The 18043-nt window shown below is 60.5% G+C and carries 14 protein-coding genes; 6 read left to right on the top strand and 8 right to left on the bottom strand.

The genetic code is table 11. From position 1 onward, the window contains the following. Entirely contained in the window at positions 1-1278 is a 1278-nt protein-coding gene (locus CS390_RS13405) for a transporter (protein ID WP_099774967.1), read from the top strand. A 63-nt stretch (positions 1279-1341) separates the two neighbouring features. Here CS390_RS13405 and CS390_RS13410 read toward each other — a convergent pair whose 3' ends face one another. Beyond that, positions 1342-3528: a bifunctional diguanylate cyclase/phosphodiesterase gene (locus CS390_RS13410; RefSeq protein ID WP_256587484.1), complete on the bottom strand. Its 2187-nt coding sequence runs from the start codon at positions 3526-3528 to the stop codon at positions 1342-1344. Positions 3529-3724: 196 nt separating this feature from the next. Between CS390_RS13410 and CS390_RS13415 the strand changes: the two genes are divergently transcribed. From CS390_RS13415 to CS390_RS13425, 3 genes are all read left to right on the top strand, one after another. Beyond that, on the top strand, positions 3725-5344 hold the full coding sequence (locus tag CS390_RS13415) for an NADP-dependent glyceraldehyde-3-phosphate dehydrogenase (RefSeq protein ID WP_065758306.1): 1620 nt from the start codon (positions 3725-3727) through the stop codon (positions 5342-5344). Between the two features lie 126 nt (positions 5345-5470). Continuing rightward, positions 5471-6661, top strand: a complete 1191-nt coding sequence (locus tag CS390_RS13420) for a hypothetical protein (protein ID WP_099774971.1) — start codon at positions 5471-5473, stop codon at positions 6659-6661. Between the two features lie 247 nt (positions 6662-6908). Beyond that, positions 6909-7376, top strand: coding sequence for a hypothetical protein (locus CS390_RS13425; RefSeq protein ID WP_099774973.1), 468 nt, complete (start codon positions 6909-6911; stop codon positions 7374-7376). Between the two features lie 173 nt (positions 7377-7549). Here the strand turns inward: CS390_RS13425 and CS390_RS13430 are convergent, their stop codons facing one another. From CS390_RS13430 to CS390_RS13460, 7 genes are all read right to left on the bottom strand, one after another. After that, complete coding sequence (locus CS390_RS13430) at positions 7550-7819, bottom strand: DUF1652 domain-containing protein (RefSeq protein ID WP_099774975.1); 270 nt, start codon at positions 7817-7819, stop codon at positions 7550-7552. A 244-nt stretch (positions 7820-8063) separates the two neighbouring features. Continuing rightward, the gene (gene ycaC / locus CS390_RS13435; RefSeq protein ID WP_099774976.1) at positions 8064-8690 is read right to left on the bottom strand and encodes an isochorismate family cysteine hydrolase YcaC; all 627 of its coding nucleotides are present in this window, start codon (positions 8688-8690) and stop codon (positions 8064-8066) included. A gap of 57 nt (positions 8691-8747) precedes the next feature. Then, positions 8748-9641, bottom strand: coding sequence for a pirin family protein (locus tag CS390_RS13440; RefSeq protein WP_099774978.1), 894 nt, complete (start codon positions 9639-9641; stop codon positions 8748-8750). An 86-nt stretch (positions 9642-9727) separates the two neighbouring features. Beyond that, the gene (locus tag CS390_RS13445) at positions 9728-10621 is read right to left on the bottom strand and encodes an alpha/beta fold hydrolase (RefSeq protein WP_099774980.1); all 894 of its coding nucleotides are present in this window, start codon (positions 10619-10621) and stop codon (positions 9728-9730) included. A 131-nt stretch (positions 10622-10752) separates the two neighbouring features. After that, positions 10753-11373 carry a LysE family translocator gene (locus CS390_RS13450; protein WP_099774982.1) on the bottom strand — a complete coding sequence of 207 codons (621 nt, stop codon included), beginning with the start codon at positions 11371-11373 and terminating at the stop codon, positions 10753-10755. A gap of 129 nt (positions 11374-11502) precedes the next feature. Further along, the gene (locus CS390_RS13455) at positions 11503-12801 is read right to left on the bottom strand and encodes an ATP-binding protein (protein ID WP_099774984.1); all 1299 of its coding nucleotides are present in this window, start codon (positions 12799-12801) and stop codon (positions 11503-11505) included. A gap of 16 nt (positions 12802-12817) precedes the next feature. Then, positions 12818-13519 (bottom strand): response regulator transcription factor, encoded by a 702-nt coding sequence (locus CS390_RS13460; RefSeq protein ID WP_099774986.1) that lies wholly within the window; start codon positions 13517-13519, stop codon positions 12818-12820. A 156-nt stretch (positions 13520-13675) separates the two neighbouring features. Between CS390_RS13460 and CS390_RS13465 the strand changes: the two genes are divergently transcribed. Then, entirely contained in the window at positions 13676-14854 is a 1179-nt protein-coding gene (locus CS390_RS13465) for an efflux RND transporter periplasmic adaptor subunit (RefSeq protein WP_099774988.1), read from the top strand. 11 nt (positions 14855-14865) lie between these two features. Beyond that, positions 14866-17991 carry an efflux RND transporter permease subunit gene (locus tag CS390_RS13470; protein ID WP_099774990.1) on the top strand — a complete coding sequence of 1042 codons (3126 nt, stop codon included), beginning with the start codon at positions 14866-14868 and terminating at the stop codon, positions 17989-17991. The last annotated feature ends 52 nt before the right edge of the window (positions 17992-18043 follow it).

Here is an 18043-nt window from a genome sequence, read left to right on the forward strand (position 1 = left end):
ATGCATCGTTCGTTTTCACTGAAAGCTGCCGTATGTTTAAGCACATTAATCCCGGCGACGTTCCTCCAGGCGGCGCCGGACCCTCAGGTAGAGGCGTTGAAACAGGAACTGCAGGCACTGCGCCAGCGCTATGACGCGCAGCAGCAGGCGCTGATGGTTCTGGAGCAACGCGTTCGCCAAGTCGAAGAGCAACCTGCGGCCCCGCCGCCCAAGCGCTTGACACGCTCACCCGCCTCGCAACCGCGCACGGGCCAGACCGTTGCCGCATCAGGTACTGGCAGCTCCTACGGTGAGTCGCTGAAAGACGACTCGCAACCGGCGCAAAGTGTCTCCAACCTCTATGACGAAGCCAGCGGCTTTTTTGGTGGCGGCAAGTTTAGCGTTGAAACCGGTATTACCTATGCGCGCTACGATACCCGGCAGTTGATTCTCAACGGTTTCCTGGCACTGGACTCGATCTTCCTCGGTAACATCAACCTCGACCGGATCAAGGCCGACAACTGGACCCTCGACGTTACCGGGCGCTACAACCTCAATCAGCGTTGGCAATTCGACATAAACGTACCCGTGGTCTACCGCGAATCCACCTACCAATCCGGTGGTGCTCAAAACAACGCTCAAGGTATTACCGAACAAACCGTTACCCGTGACCCCACCATCGGTGATGTCAACTTTGGCGTGGCGTACAAGTTCCTCGACGAATCGGAAAGCCTGCCAGATGCGGTCTTTACCCTTCGGGTCAAAGCGCCAACCGGCGAAGAGCCCTTTGGTATCAAGCTACTCCAGGATCCCAACAACGACAGCCTGTTCTACCCCGAGGACCTGCCGACCGGCAACGGCGTCTGGTCGATCACACCGGGCATCTCGCTGGTCAAGACATTCGACCCGGCGGTGCTGTTCGGCAGCCTGAGTTACACCCATAACCTGGAGGAGTCGTTCAGCGATATCAGCTCTACCGTGGGCGTGAGCCACCCAGGCAAGGTCAGGCTGGGTGACAGTTTCCAGCTGGGTGCGGGCATCGCTTTTGCGCTTAACGAAAAAATGAGTATGTCATTCTCGGTGTCCGACCTGATTGTCAAAAAATCAAAAATCAATCAAACGGATACCAATGATGGCTGGGTCACTGTGCCCAGCAGCGATGCCAACGCCGCCTACTTCAACGTTGGCATGACCCTGGCAGCCACCGATAAACTGACCATCGTCCCCAACCTGTCGATCGGCCTGACCGACGACGCCCCGGACTTTACCTTCAGCCTGAAATTCCCGTACTACTTCTAAGCATCAAGCACGCCTTGTGGTCGCCTGCAGCTAGCGTCCACAAGGCCAACCTGAGCGCAGCAGTCAAAAATGCAGCGTCGGTTGCTGACTGTTCGGCTGCTCGGCCAACCAGCGCTCAAAGCTGTCGGCCGGCATGGGTCGACCAATCAGGTACCCTTGCCCCTGGTCACACCCGGCATTGCGTAAAAATGCATACTGGGCATGTGTCTCGATACCTTCTGCCGTAATGCGAAAGCCCAACGCGTGCCCCAGGTCAATGATCGACTGGGTAATCGCAACCCCGTCGTCATCATCAGGCAAATCCTTGATGAACGTGCGGTCGATTTTCAGGTGATCAATCGGCAGCACTTTCAGGTAGGCCAGCGAAGAGTAGCCCGTACCGAAGTCGTCGACAGCCGTTGCCACGCCCATCTGCTGCAACTGCGTAAGAATCTCGCAGGCGTGCTGCGGGCTCTCCATGAGCAAGCTCTCGGTAATTTCCACCTCCAGCAATGTTGCAGGAAGATCGTAACGTTGCAAGGCACGAGACAGGCTCTCGACAAAGTTGCTGCGCTCAATCTGCAACGCCGCCACGTTGATTGCCAACGGCCCGGGCAAGCGTTCACGCGCACGCCAACAGGCAAGCTGAGCGCACGCAAGATCGAGCACTTTCTCGCCGAGCGGAATGATCAGACCTGTACGTTCAGCCAGGGGAATGAAATCTGCCGGAGACACCAGGCCGTGCTCTGGATCACGCCAACGCAACAACGCTTCTGCACCTTCGACACGGCCACTGAACAGGTCGATCTTGGGTTGGTACCACAGTTCGAATTCATTCTGCTGCAACGCTCGGCGCAACGCGCCTTCAAGAAAGATCCGCTGCTGCAACTGCTGGGTCATGTCGGGATGGTAGATGCGATAGGTGTTACGACCGCTCTCCTTGGCTGCGTACATCGCCGTATCGGCATGGCGCAGCAAGCTGTCACAGGTGTGCCCGTGCTCAGGGTAGAAGGCGACACCTATACTGCCTGTGACCAGCGCGGCCGTACCCTTGAGGTCGAAGGGCTGCTGCATGGCCAGCAGCAACCCTTGCACCTGCGCCATGACCTGCTCGTCCTGCGGGCAACACAACACAAATGCAAACTCATCGCCGCCCAAACGGCACGCTGTATCCTGAGCCGTGAGCAGCCCGAAGAAACGCTGGGTTGTCTGCTGAAGAAGGAGATCGCCCAACGGGTGACCGAGGCTGTCGTTGACCAGTTTGAAACCGTCGATATCCAGTATCAACACGCCAAGGCGCTCGCCGTTGGCCATGGCGAGTTCAAGGCGCTGCTGGAACAACAGCCGATTAGGCAGCCCCGTCACGGCATCATAATGCGCCGACTGCTCAAGCTGAGCCTGCGAGCGCTTCAGCTCATCGTTACGCTGATGAATCACCTGGTTGCTACGGATCAACTGCGCTACGAACAAGCAGAACACGCCGGTGCAGGCCAGGGAGAACATAAACAGCGGCGAAGCGAACAGGCTCATCGTCGGCCAACCGCCCTGAGGGGTTGCTGCCAACTGCCAATGCCCACCCGGCACATCAACGTTGAGCGTCACGCCAGGCTCGTTGAACAACGTAGCCTGGCCCCAAATGACCGCGCCTTGATCCCCGCGACCGTCGGCGCCCCGCAAGGCCAGTTCAAACGCGCCGTCTTGATCCAGGCCCGCGGCCTTGAGCAGGCGGTCGGTATCGGCAACGATCGAGAGGTTGCCCCAATAGGTATTGCCCGACGGACCACCGACAAACACAGGACGCCGATAGATCAGCCCTCGCCCGCCTTGATAAAGGTCAACGGGCCCGGCCAGCACCGCATGATGACTGTCCCGCGCACGCTGCAGCATCGGGTATTGCGTCGGCAATGTCCGATAGTCCAGCCCGAGCACACGTTGATTGCCCTCCAGTGGGAAGACATCAGCGACAACATCCGCAGGCGCCACAGCGATGTGCCGTATATAGGGCACTGAAGCGATGGCCTGACGAGCCATGTCGTGGAAATGTCCAGGCGTGATGGTGCCATCAGCGCTGATGAGCTGAGCAATCCCTTCGGTTTCGCCGAACGCAGAACGTAGTTGAGCCTCAAGGCCGGCACGCAAGCCTGAAAGCCGCGCACTGGCATTGCCCATCAACTCGCTTTCCTGGCGCTGTACATCCAGATAGCCCAATGTCACCGACAAACCGATGCCCACCACCGCGAAACCGATCGGTAATAGCCTGAACAAAGGCATGCGCATGCTGCGGGGCCAATTCCAGATACGAGCAAACGTTACGGTTCTGGTTGTCATACGCCTGCTTTTCACTGACGGGGCGACAGTTTATCGACCTTTTTCGAACAACATTGAGCGGTGCTGGCTTTTTTTTTACAGGCTGGCGCTATGCTGCAACTGAATCGTTTCACCCACATTCCAACAAGAGGTGCTACGCATGAACCATCTGCTTGATTCACTGTTCCCCAACGCCACCGAAGTGCCTGAAGCCTGGCGTTTGAGTGAACCGCTGGAGCAGCGCGATTACCTGGTCGACGGCCAACTGCAACAGTGGCATGGCCCGCTGGCGACCGTGCGCAGCCCGATCTGGCTGAAAGGCCCTGACGGCGAACAGCAGGTGATTCTGGGCAGCGCGCCACTACTGGATGCCGAGACCGCGCTGACTGCGCTGGATGCCGCCGTACGCGCCTACGACAAGGGTCGCGGCGCCTGGCCCACACTGCGCGTAGCCGAACGCATCCAGCACGTCGAAGCGTTCCTGGCACGCATGCGCGAACAGCGCTCAGCCGTGGTCAAACTGCTGATGTGGGAAATCGGCAAGAACCTGAAGGACTCGGAGAAAGAGTTCGATCGCACCTGCGACTACATCGTCGACACCATCAACGCGCTCAAGGAACTGGACCGCCGCTCCAGCCGCTTTGAACTGGAGCAGGACACCCTCGGGCAGATACGCCGTGCGCCCTTGGGCGTTGCGCTGTGCATGGGGCCTTACAACTACCCCTTGAACGAAACCTTCACCACCCTGATTCCAGCGCTGATCATGGGCAACACCGTGGTGTTCAAACCGGCCAAGTTCGGTGTGCTGTTGATCCGCCCGTTACTTGAGGCGTTCCGCGACAGCTTCCCTGCCGGGGTCATCAACGTCATCTATGGCCGTGGCCGCGATACCGTCAGCGCGCTGATGGCCAGTGGCAAGATTGATGTCTTCGCGTTCATCGGCACCAACAAGGCCGCCAGCGACCTGAAAAAGCTTCACCCGCGCCCGCACCGCCTGCGCGCAGCCCTGGGGCTGGATGCGAAAAACCCGGGGATCGTGCTGCCGGACGTCGACCTGGACAACGCCGTCAGCGAGGCAGTGACTGGTGCGCTGTCATTCAACGGCCAGCGGTGCACTGCACTGAAGATCCTCTTTGTGCACGAACAGGTGGTCGAGCAGTTCCTCGATAAATTTCAGCAGAAACTGGCCGCGCTCAAGCCCGGTATGCCCTGGGAGGCCGGTGTCAGCCTGACGCCACTGCCTGAGCCGGGAAAAATCGAATACCTCGATGGCCTGGTTGCCGATGCCCTCGCCAAAGGCGCCGAGGTGATCAACCCCAATGGTGGCGACAGCCGCGGTTCGTTCTTCTACCCGGCCCTGCTCTACCCAGTGAACGCCAACATGCGCGTGTACCACGAGGAACAATTCGGCCCGGTAGTACCGATTGTGCCCTACCGTGATCTACAGACCGTGATCGACTATGTACTGGACTCGGACTTTGGCCAACAACTGAGCCTGTTCGGCAATAATTCTGCGCAGATTGGCAGCCTGGTCGATACCTTTGCCAACCAGGTGGGCCGTATCAATCTCAATGCCCAGTGCCAGCGCGGCCCGGACACCTACCCGTTCAATGGCCGAAAAAACTCTGCCGAGGGCACCTTGTCGGTCCATGACGCGCTACGCGTGTTCTCGATCCGTACGCTGGTTGCAACCCGATTCCAGGAAAGCAACAAGCAACTGATCAGCGACATTATCCGTAACCGCGAGTCGAGCTTCCTCACTACCGACTATATTTTCTGAACGACAGCAGCACCGCTGACAATCCCGTTGCCCATCGTGAGAATCACTGCCTTGCGTGGGTGACAGGTGACGTTGCGGTGCATTTCGCTTACCTTGCCGACAAAGGATTTCTGGCCAGGACCGTGCATGAGAATCATCGATAAAAACACTACGCTGGTGCGAACCCTTACCGCCGCCGAGTACGACCTGGTTTGTCGCTTTGTCGAAGGCAGCCTGGAAGGTCATCGCCTGTTACAGGCCAACCAGTTCCTGATGAAGGTGCGCGCCGCTGGCCATTGGTTGGCATGCGAATGCCAGCAACAGGTGATGCCGATACTCAATGTCACCCTCAATAGCAACACTGGCACGCTGTTTCTGAAGAACAACCCAGGCACTCCCGAACATGCTGTCGACTGTCCATTCGGCAAGGCAGCACGCGAGGGTGAAAGCACACGTAGCGAACATACTCAGTTTCCAGCGGCATGGCTGCCCCCTGATACGCCACTGCGCTTGATCGGGGACTTTCCTCGCGACGAGGACACCAGCACTGCAAGCGGCACGGGCGAAAAACGCGAACAGCAAAAACTGCTGTCCCTGCTGCTGACCCTGATCGAAGCCAGCGGCCTGAACGTATATGCCACACACCTGAAGAAAGACCTGAGCGGACAGTTCGCCGAGCTGCGCGGAGTCGCCAGCCGCTACCCGTTGGTCGAGCGGGTACCGGCGAGTAACTACCTGGAAACCCGCCTGGACATGAAGCACATGATGATGCTCAAGGCACGTCTGCGAGAATCATCGGCCTTTGGCAACCACCGGCGCTATGGTTTGATCCTCGATTGCGTCAACCAGATCAAGGCACGCAAGGTATTCAACGACCGTAGCGAAGACGGCTTCGACTTCCAGGGGCATCACCTGCTCTGGGGCGGCAGCAAGACCCCAGGGCCGTTGTTGGCGCTGGCGATCTATTCCCCGATCCGGGCAGGCAGCCACTTTTACGAACTGATCCATGTCGCCAGCGTACCCGTACTCTCGCGCGGGCAGCTATTTCCGATCTACCGCGACGAAGAGCGCGAGCCATTGAAGATGCTGCAGTCGCTGATCGACTGGATGGCCAGCAAGGGCGTCAAGGTCATCATGCGCCGACCGGTCATCGGCGCCGAGGTCATGGATGAGCTGGTGCTAAGCTCCGACCAGGACCGCGTGTTGTCCGTATCACTGACCGAACAACCCCTGGGCCCGGAACCGGAGGTCGAACACTTCAAGCGTTACGCCGACTTCAAGAGCCTGGACACCTTCCGCAAGTACGTGGCGGGCTTTTTCATGCGCGAACGCGATTGAGGCGTAGCCATGAACCGGTGATTGGCTGATCGCCATCTTTTTACGATGCCCAGCAGCCTTGGGTGCTGCTGCAACATACCTGGGACACTCACACAGCCCCCGCCACCAGCGAACGGTAACGCATTCCTCAATCTGCGTAGGATTTTTCCCAATCCGCCTGACGTGACCGAATGTGCCCAATCACGAGGGTATGCTTTCCTCCTGCACCGACCAGCACTCATGCTGCCAACTGATCACAGGAGAGAACATGGCTTCCATCAACGCCGCCGTCTTGCCCCCCATCGCCCACGGGAAAATCACTCCACAACCGGTACGTGCCGGATTGGCTGCCAGCCCGGCAAGGCCCGCAACGCTGGAAAGTGTGCAGGTCAACCTGTCAGAAGCGGGCACGAACAAGTCGGCACAAGCGAATGCCAAGAACGCTGACATCGACGCCAGCAACCTGCCCGATAACGTGAAGAAGGTGTTGAAGTCTGTTCGGGAAATCCAGGAGCGGATCAACAAGACGATGGATGAGCTCAAGGCCGTGATGAATGATCACATGCTGCCGATAAAATCGCGTGAGGCGAAAATCAATGGTTTGCAAACAGTATTAGCCTGCCTGACCAGCGACCTGAACAAGGCCACCCAGCTGTTACGCCGGACAGAAAACGAGATGAAACTGTCAACAGCTGAAAAAAGCCTGTCCAAGGCACTGGCCAACCCCTATCGATAACCCGGCACTCTTCATCAGGTGTGCACAAGGGATAGCCCATTGCTGCATGTGAGCCTCAGTTCCTAACAGCTTCCTGACCTTATGAGCCCTCAGCTACCCGCAGCAACACGCGCAGCGGACACTTGTTCGGGCACTGTGGTGCCTTCCTGGGAGCAACCGCACCTAGGTGTGCGCTACGGGTGTATCTTCGGTACGGCTTCAACCGGTTGGCCCGAATGCTGCCGCTCTGCCTGTACATGAGCGACCAGCTCCGCCAAGGCCCGACTGCTGGACAATTCATCGGCGCGAATACCGGCGACGGTCAATGCACGACCGTGCGCATCCTGCTCCAACTGGATGGTCAGCGAGCCGTCATCAAGGCAGGACACCACGCAGTGAGAAGGCAAAAAAGCCTGTTCGATGACCTGACGTAATTCCAGGCTGCAAATGCCGTGTAATGACATGATCAACTCCTGCGTACAAGGTGGTTGAAAACGCAGTAATCCCCCTGTTTTCCGCGCATTTCAAATTGATAAATACGATGCCTGGCAGGAGCGTCATGCACCGCCATTATTCTTGTACAACAACAGCATTGACTCACTGTTTTGTACAACCTTGTACAACCTTGTACAACCTTGTACAGCCCCGATATAGCGCCGTGAAAAGGCCAATGGCCGGGCGCCCCCAAAGGGTCGCCCAGCGTAAAACTCACTTGCCTGCGGTCAAGGTGGTGTAACTGGTGATCAGGTTGCGGTAATCCGGAATATGGTTGGAGAACAGGGTGCCCAGCCCTTCGATGTCGTTGCGCCAGTCTCGGTGCAGTTCACAGGCGACACCGAACCAGGTCATCAGTTGCGCACCGGCAGCCGACATACGGTCCCAGGCCGACTGCCGGGTGATCTCATTGAAGGTGCCGGACGCATCAGTCACCACGAACACCTCGAAGCCTTCGGCAATCGCCGACAGGGCCGGGAACGCCACACACACCTCGGTCACGACACCGGCAATGATCAGTTGCTTCTTGCCGGTGGCCTTGACCGCCTTGACGAAGGCTTCGTTGTCCCAGGCATTGATCTGTCCTGGCCGGGCGATGTACGGCGCCTCGGGAAACTGAGCCTTGAGTTCCGGCACCAAAGGGCCGTTGGGGCCACTTTCAAAACTGGTGGTGAGGATGGTCGGGAGGTTGAAATACTTTGCCAGATCACCCAGCGCCAGCACATTGTTCTTGAACTTGTCCGGTTCGATGTCACGTACCAACGACAGCAGCCCAGCCTGATGGTCAACCAACAAAACCGCTGCATTGTGCTTGTCCAGACGGGTGTAAGGGACGCTCATGGTCTTGCTCCTTGTCGTTGAGGTACGGCGTGCGGATCGCAATACGGATACACCAGACTAGTCGGCGTTGTGGTCGCCGGCCTTGCCTTTGGTCATCTGGCCGAAGCGACCGGCATGAAAGTCGTCAAACGCCTCGGCAATCTCGGCCTCGCTGTTCATCACGAACGGGCCGTAACCGACGATCGGCTCGTCAATCGGCTCGCCACTGAGCAGCAGCACACTGGCATCCTGAGTTGCCTCCAGCAGCACCTCATCGCCGTCACGCTCAAACAGCACCAGTTGTGCCGCACCAGCGCCCTGCTCGCCGTTGACCCTCACCTCGCCGCGCAACACTACCAACGCCGCGCTATGGCCCACCTCGAGCGGCAGCGACAATGACGCCCCGGCGTTCAGGTGGATGTCCCAGACGTTCATGGGCGTGAAGGTCCGGGCCGGGCCTTTATGGCTAAGGTACTCACCGGCGATCACCCGCAGGCTTCCCCCATCGTTGGCCAATGGCACACGCGGGATATCGCCATTGAGCAGGGTCTGGTAGCCCGGCGCTGCGAGCTTGTCGCGTGCCGGAAGGTTGACCCACAACTGCACCATTTCCAGGGTACCGCCGGTGGCCGCAAACGTCGCAGCGTGAAATTCTTCGTGGAGAATGCCTTTGGCCGCGGTCATCCACTGCACATCGCCCGGGCCGATCATGCCGCCTGCCCCCGTTGAATCGCGGTGCTCCAACTCGCCCTGATACACAATGGTCACTGTTTCGAACCCCCGGTGGGGGTGCTGCCCGACCCCACGCCGGGCAGCGGTCGGGGTAAAGGTGTATGGGCCGGCGTAGTCCAGCAACAAAAATGGGCTGATGTGCCGCGCCAGGTTGTCGTAGGTGAACAGGCTGCGAACCGGAAAGCCGTCACCCACCCAATGGGGCTGGGGGCTGCGGTAGATGCCTTGGATCGTTTTCATGGGATACCTCCTCTCGTGCATGGCTATAACAATACGTATGCAACGACAGTGGCGGTAGACCCGCAAAAACGCCCTCAGCGTTCCATCTACAGAACAGTCCGAGCAGGACCGTGCGAGAGAAAAGCCTCGACGCGCTTGGCGCTGTCAGCAGGATGCTCCTGCATGAAGCAATGCCCACCGGGCACCACTGCCGAGGTGACGCAACGGTTCATGCTTACCCAGCGCGCGACCGAGGGCGGTACGAAGGGGTAGGTCTGCTCGCCGTGCAAAACCAGCGTTGGCGTCCTGACCTTGGCCAGTGATGCCCACAACCGCCGTGGAAAGGAACTGAACAATTCCATCTCGCGGCTGGGCCGACACTTCAACGCCACCCCTTCGCCACAATCCGTCAAGGCATGCTCCACATAAGCCTGCAGCGCCGCATCGCTCCAGCCCTTGAAGGTTCCCCTTCCCTGAAGCCCTGCATGGGCAGCGGCACGGTCCGGCCAGTGGCTGCGGCGCGTGGCCGCCTTGCGCGCCAAGGTATGACGACGGTGCATGCCCACCATCGACGCCACGCCCAACACGGCGATCATCGAGCGGCTGAACAGCACCGGATCAAGCAGCACCGCCCGTTTAAACAGCGTCGGTTCATGGGCCAGGATCAAACTGGTCAATACCCCACCGAAGCTGTGCCCCAGCGCAAAACAGGGTACGTCGGCATAGGCGCCACGCCCAGCCACAAAGGCCTCAACAGCCAACTCGGCGGTACGGTTCCAACCAAGAAACGCCCCGCCATGGTCGCTGTCGCCATGGCCCTGGACATCGCTCAGCCACAGATCGAAGGACTCACTGAGCACCTCCAGCATGGGCCGGTAGGCCAGGCAGCAGAAACCGGTGCCGTGCAGAAAATGCAACAACGGCTTGCCACTGGGCGGCGAACGCCAGCCACGCAAGGTGAAACCGGCTGAAGACGGAAAAGACCACGGAACGAGGTGCATGCAGGTCACTGAATACAGGGCGGCACAATAGCCAGGGAGGCTGATTACAACGTCGCCCCCTGGCAAGTTCAAGCACCTTGCGATTTAGTCGGCGTGTTTGTCTGAAATCGCCGGTTCCACGCCTGGCACGCTTACTGAAAACTGTGCGAGGCAAACAACAACGGGTACAGCGAAATCACCAGCAATCCCGCCATCAGCCAATTGAATGCCATCAACCAGCGCGGGTTCTGCAACACCTGGCGCAACGCACTGCCAAACATGACCCAGACACAGACGCTGGGCAGGTTGACCAACGCAAACAGAGTGGCAATGACCATGACATTGGTCAGGTAACCCTGCGCCGGGGTGTAGGTGGTAATCGCACCAACCGCCATCACCCAGGCCTTCGGATTAACCCATTGAAACGCCGCCGCGCCCCAGAACCCCAGTGGCCTGGGCGTTTCCGAGCGGGTCGCCGACAGCGGGCCGGACGTTGCGATCTTCCAGGCCAGGTACAACAGGTACGCGGCACCCACGTAACGCAACAGGGTGTAGAGGGGAGGAAACGTCTTGAATACTTCACCCAGTCCAAAGCCTACCGCCAGCACCATGACCATGAATCCGACACTGATGCCGACGGCGTGAGGAATCGAACGACGCACGCCAAAATTCACCCCGGAGGCCAGCAGCATGGTGTTGTTCGGCCCCGGCGTAATCGAGGACACAAAGGCAAAGAGCACAAAGGCTAGAAGCAGATCGAGGGAGGCAAACATGGCGGCGGCATCCTTGGAGTCGTTGTGTCACGACACTAACGGAGCCCGCAGCGGCAACAGCCATACAGTTACCGGAAAATAGTGCACTACACCTGCGCTGTACCGAACCTGCGTGGTGCCGCCTGCTGACTAGCCACGGGGCAAGCGAATCCTGAACTGCGCACCGCCCAGCGCCGACTGCTCCGCCGTCAGGCTTCCACCCTGGCTCTCGATCGCCCGTCGGCTGATCGCCAGGCCAAGCCCAAAACCACCGGTGGTGCGATCGCGGCTACGGTCCAGGCGGTAGAACGGCTGGAAAATCCGCTGACGCTCCTCAGATGGAATGCCAATGCCGTCGTCTTCCAACGTCAACAGGCAGGCACCCTGCTCGTCCATGTCCACGCGCAACAGCAAACTGCGGTGACAGTAGCGCATGGCGTTGCGTATCAGATTCTGAACCGCCCGCGCCGTGAGCCTCGGGTCGAGCACGAAACGCGGCAAGCCGGCTTCGGCCCGCACCTCCCACTCAATGCCACGGCCATCCAGTTCCTCGGCGAAACTGCCGAGGATACTGTCGACATACTCGGTCAACGACACCTCGACGCGTTCAGCCAACTGCCCTGGTGTCTGCAAGCGGCTGTAGGACAGCAGTTCCAGGACCAGCTCATCCAGTTCCCGCACATGGCCAACCAGCTCCAGCAGGCGCTTGCGACTGGCCGGCGGCACTTCGTCGAACAGCAACACCAGCCCGAAGTCGAGCCGGGTCAGTGGAGTGCGCAGTTCATGGGAGACGGCATTAAGCAATTCACGCTGTTGGGTCAACAAGCGCTCAATATCCTGGGCCATGGTGTCGAAGACCGTCGCCAGGTCGCCGATATCCGAGCGCGGCGAAATGTGCGTACGCTCCGACAACTGCCCTTGGCCCAGGCGCTGGGCCGTCGCCTGTAGCCGTTTCAGGTCTCGCCAGTGCGGCCAGACCCAGAGCAACAGGCAACTGAGCAAGGCAGCGCCGATCAATACGGTAATCCCCCAGGACAACAGGTTGATCTCCAGTGGGTCCGGCGGGTTGCGCAACTCAACCAGCCACTGGTCGTCCAAGGGGGCAATGGCGGTGCTGTAGTAGCCCCATTCGCCCACCCGAACGACAAACTGCCCGGCGCCCAGGCGCGCGCGCTCGACAGGGCTCAGTTCAGTCTCGTCCTGACGGCGCAATTCGACTTCCAGCGGTGCAAAGTCAGCTGCCAACGCTTGCGCCACTTCAGGCCACTGGGTCGAGGGCACGTGCTGGAACTGCTTGAGCATCAAGCGCTGCACACCTTGGGCCTGCTGCAGGTTGTAGGCTTCGTAGCGCTCGTGGAACACGCTCAGGATCAGCTCGGGAATCAGGAAGATGGCCCCGGCGTAGCTGACGATGGTGATCAGGTACAGGCGGACAAGGATTTTCAGCATGGTTCGGGCAGCGCCTTCAGCATTCCCATTCGACTCGGCTGAACAAGTAACCCTTGCCCCACACCGTCTTGATCTTGCGTGCTTCGCCCGCATTGTCGTCAAACTTGCGGCGCAACTTGGAGATGGCGACATCCACCGAGCGGTCAGTGCCGTTGAACTCGATACCGCGCAGGTGCTGCAGGATGCAATCCCGGCTGAGTACCGTGCCGGCATTACGCGCCAGCACCACCAACAGGTTGAACTCGCCGCTGGACAACTCCACTGGTTGCGCGTCCCAGTGCACAGTGCGCTCGGTAAGGTCGATCTGCAGGCCACCGATCTGGATCAGGTCCGAAGCCACTTGAGGTTCATTGACGCTACTGCGCCGCAGCAACGTGCGTACCCGCGCCAGCAGCACCCGAGGTTCACAGGGTTTGCTGACATAATCGTCGGCCCCCATCTCAAGGCCCAGCACCTGGTCATGACTGTCATCACGCGCGGTGAGCATCAGGATGGGCAACACGGCCGACTCGGCACGCAGCAGGCGACACACCTGCAAACCGTCCAGGCCCGGCAGCATCAGGTCGAGGATGACCAGGTCGGGCTTGTTACGGCGTGCTTCCTCAAGCACGTGGTCGCCGCGAGCGATCACCCGGACGAAAAAACCGTTGCGTTGCAGGTAGCTGGCGATCAGTTCGGACAGCGCGCTGTCGTCTTCGACCAAAAGAATATTTGTCATGGAAAGTGCGTAAGCGCAAATAAGTCCGGCAGGATATCGAACCTCGCACACGCGAGGCGGTAATCTTCACACTTTTTCACAGACCGCCTACAGAGCTTAACAGTTGCGCCGGGGGTGCCTGCCTTAGCATGGCCGGGTCATTTTCGGAAGATCCGCATGTCCAGCCCAAGCCCCTCCCGTCTACGCACCCTGCCCGCCCTTGTCCTGCTCGGCCTGGCGCTGGCGGCCTGCGACAAGCAAGCCCCGGTCGAAGAAAAAGCACCGCCACGCCCTGTTTCGGTGGAAACCATGCGTGTCGAACCCTTGGCCATCAGCAGCGAGTTGTCCGGGCGCATTCTGGCCCCGCGCACCGCAGAGGTACGCGCGCGAGTCGCCGGCGTGGTGCTCAAGCGGGTGTACCGCGAAGGCAGCGACGTCAAACAGGGCGAGGTCTTGTTCCGCATCGACCCGGCACCGTTTCAAGCCGACTACGACAGCGCCCGTGCCGCCCTGGCCAAAGCCGAGGCCAACCAGTTCCAGGCGCGCCTGCAGGACCAGCGCTACAGCGAGTTGATCGCCATCAATGCGATCAGCCGCCAGGACTACGACAACGCCCGCGCCGCCGCCCTCCAGGCCAATGCGGACGTCGCCGCTGCCAAGGCGGCACTTGAGCGTGCGCGCTTGAACCTGGGGTATGCCACCGTCACCGCGCCGATTTCCGGGCGCATTGGCCGTGCCTTGGTCACCGAGGGCGCACTGGTCGGGCAGAACGAGTCGACGCCTCTGGCGACGATCCAGCAACTGGACCCGATCCACGCCGACCTGACCCAGTCCACCCGGGAGCTGAACGCGCTGCGCCGGGCACTGCGCGCCGGCGAATTGCAACAGGTCGGCCAGGACCAGGCACGTGCCACGTTGATCCAGGACGACGGCACGGCTTACCCGTTGCCCGGCAAGTTGCTGTTTTCGGACATCAGTGTCGACCCGAGCACCGGGCAGATTACCCTGCGCAGCGAGTTCCCCAACCCTGATCTTGACCTGCTGCCGGGCAGTTTTATCCGCGTTCGCCTGGAACAGGCCATCAAGCAACAGGCAATCAGCGTGCCGCAGCGCGCCATCCTGCGTGACAGCGCCGGCCAACCGCGTGTGCTGCTGGTGGATGCCGAGCAACGCATCAGCGAGCGCCCGATCGTGCTGGGCAGCGCGCAACAGGACCGCTGGATCGTCAGCGAAGGCCTGGTTCCGGGCGAGCGCGTAGTCATCGAAGGCCTGCAACATGTGCGCGTAGGTGATCAGGTGCACGTCACCCCTGCCGCCAAGGATGCCGCTTCTGTCGTACAGACCACTGGCCAATGAGGGCCTGATCAATGCCGCAATTTTTCATTGACCGCCCGGTGTTCGCCTGGGTGGTCGCGCTGTTCATTCTGCTGGCCGGCGCGCTGGCCATCCCGCAACTGCCGGTGGCCCAATACCCTAACGTAGCCCCGCCACAGGTAGAGATCTATGCCGTCTACCCGGGTGCATCGGCACAGACAATCGATGAGAGCGTCGTCAGCCTGATCGAGCAGGAGCTCAACGGTGCCGACCATCTGCTGTACTTCCAGTCGCAAAGCAGCCTGGGCAGCGCCACCATCACCGCCACCTTCGAGCCGGGCACCAACCCTGAACTGGCTCAGGTGGATGTGCAGAACCGCCTGAAGATCGTCGAGTCGCGTTTGCCGCGCGCGGTCACCCAGCAAGGCCTGCAAGTGGAGAAAGTTTCCACCGGGTTCCTGATGCTGGTGACCCTGACGGCTGAAAACGAGTCTCTGGACGAAGTCGCCCTCAGCGACTTCCTGGCGCGAAACGTCATGAACGAGATCCGCCGCCTCAACGGTGTCGGCAAGGCGCAGCTGTACGGCGCCGAGCGCGCCATGCGCATCTGGATCGACCCGCAGAAACTGATCGGCTTCAACCTGACCCCCGAAGACGTCAACCTGGCCATTGCCGCACAAAACACCCAGGTAGCCCCCGGCAGTATCGGTGACCTGCCAGGCCGGGCGACCCAGGAAATAACCGCCAACGTGGTAGTCAAAGGCCAACTGTCGACACCGGAGGCGTTCGCCGACATCGTTTTGCGGGCCAACCCGGACGGCTCGCGAGTAACCCTCGGCGACGTCGCACGGGTAGAGATTGGCAGCCAGGAGTACCAGTTCGGCACGCGCTTGAACGGCAAGCCGTCGACCGCCTTCAGCGTGCAACTGTCACCGGGTGCCAACGCCATGCAAACCGCGACCCTGGTCCGCGCCAAGATGGACGAGTTGTCGCGCTACTTTCCGGCAGGCGCCCGCTACGACATCCCCTATGACACCTCGCCGTTCGTGAAAGTCTCCATCGAACAGGTCATCAACACCCTGCTCGAAGCGATGCTGCTGGTGTTCGCGGTGATGTTTCTGTTCCTGCAGAATATCCGCTACACCCTGATCCCGACCCTGGTGGTGCCTGTGGCGCTGATGGGGACCTTTGCAGTAATGCTCGGCATGGGGTTCTCGATCAACGTACTGACCCTGTTCGGGATGGTGCTGGCCATCGGCATCCTGGTCGATGACGCCATCGTGGTGGTGGAAAACGTCGAACGGATCATGGCCGAGGAAGGCCTGCCGCCCCGAGAGGCCACCCGCAAGGCCATGGGCCAGATCAGTGGGGCCATCGTCGGGATTACCCTGGTGCTGGTCGCGGTGTTCCTGCCGATGGCCTTCATGCCAGGCTCAGTGGGAGTGATCTATCAGCAGTTCTCGCTGGCGATGGCGGTGTCGATCCTGTTCTCGGCCTTCCTCGCCTTGAGCCTGACACCCGCCCTGTGCGCCACCTTGCTCAAGCCCATCGAAAGCGGTCATGCGCAAAAGCGCGGTTTCTTTGGCGCGTTCAACCGACGCTTCGAGCGCCTCACCGACGGCTACCAATCCTGGGTGACCCATGCCCTCAAGCGCAGCGGACGCTACCTGCTGGTATACGGCCTGCTTTTGGCCGGCCTGGGCTACCTGTTCAGCCAACTGCCCTCCTCGTTCCTGCCGACCGAAGACCAGGGCTACACCATCACTGACGTCCAGCTCCCGCCCGGTGCCAGCAAGCCACGTACCGAGCAGGTTGCGGCGCAGATCGAAGCGCACAACGCCGAAGAACCCGGTATCGGCAACACCACGGTGATCATGGGCTTCAGCTTTTCCGGCACCGGGCAGAACGCGGCGCTGGTCTTCACCACACTCAAGGACTGGTCCGAGCGAAGCGCCGAGGACAGTGCAGCGGCCATCGCCGAGCGCGCCACCGCCGCTTTCAGCCAGTTCAAGAACGCAATTGCCTACTCGGTGCTGCCGCCACCGGTCGACGGGCTTGGCACGTCCAGCGGCTTTGAGTTCCGCCTGCAGGACCGTGGCGGTCTCGGCCACACCAACCTGATGGCCGCACGCGATCAGCTACTGGCCGCTGCCGAGAAAAGCCCGGTGCTGATCAACGTACGTGAAAGCGCCCTGGCCGAAAGCCCTCAGGTACAACTGGAGGTAGACCGCAAGCAGGCCAACGCCCTGGGCGTTTCCTTTGCCGACATCGGCACCGTGCTCAACACCGCCATCGGTTCGACCTACGTCAACGACTTCCCCAACCAGGGCCGGATGCAGCGGGTGGTGGTACAAGCCGAGGGCGACAGCCGCAGCCAGGTCGAAGACCTGATGAAAATCCATGTCCGCAACAGCAGCGGCAAGATGGTGCCACTGTCGGCGTTTACCCGCGCCCATTGGGTTTCCGGGCCGGTGCAGTTGACGCGTTACAACGGCTACCCGGCGATCGCGGTGTCCGGTGAACCAGCGCCCGGCTACAGTTCGGGCGAGGCCATGGCAGAGATCGAGCGCCTGGTCAGCCAGTTACCACTGGGCATGGGCCTGGAGTGGACCGGCCTGTCGCTGCAGGAACGGCTGTCCGGCAGCCAGGCACCCATGCTGATGGCGCTCTCGCTGCTGGTGGTGTTCCTGTGCCTGGCGGCGCTCTATGAAAGCTGGTCGATCCCGACCGCGGTGCTGTTGGTGGTGCCGCTGGGCGTGCTGGGCGCGGTACTGGCAGTGACCCTGCGAGGCATGCCCAACGACGTGTTCTTCAAGGTCGGCCTGATCACCTTGATCGGCCTGTCGGCGAAGAACGCGATCCTGATCATCGAATTCGCCAAGCATCTGGTGGACGAAGGCCACGACCTGATAGACGCGACGGTACAGGCCGCGCGCCTGCGCCTGCGCCTGCGGCCCATCGTCATGACCTCACTGGCGTTCATCCTTGGCGTCGTGCCGCTGGCCATCGCCACTGGCGCCAGTTCGGCCAGCCAGCAGGCGATCGGCACCGGGGTAATTGGCGGCATGCTCAGCGCAACGCTGGCCGTGGTATTCGTACCGGTGTTTTTCGTGGTGGTCATGCGCCTGGCGGGCACGCGACGACGCCAGCCTGAGGGTACGGTAAGCCTGGAAAGCTGATGGACAGCCAAAGCCGGTCATGGGATCGTGAGCGGCTTTGGCGCTACAGGTA

Source organism: Pseudomonas sp. HLS-6, assembly GCF_002753995.1.
GTDB classification, from domain to species: domain Bacteria; phylum Pseudomonadota; class Gammaproteobacteria; order Pseudomonadales; family Pseudomonadaceae; genus Aquipseudomonas; species Aquipseudomonas defluvii.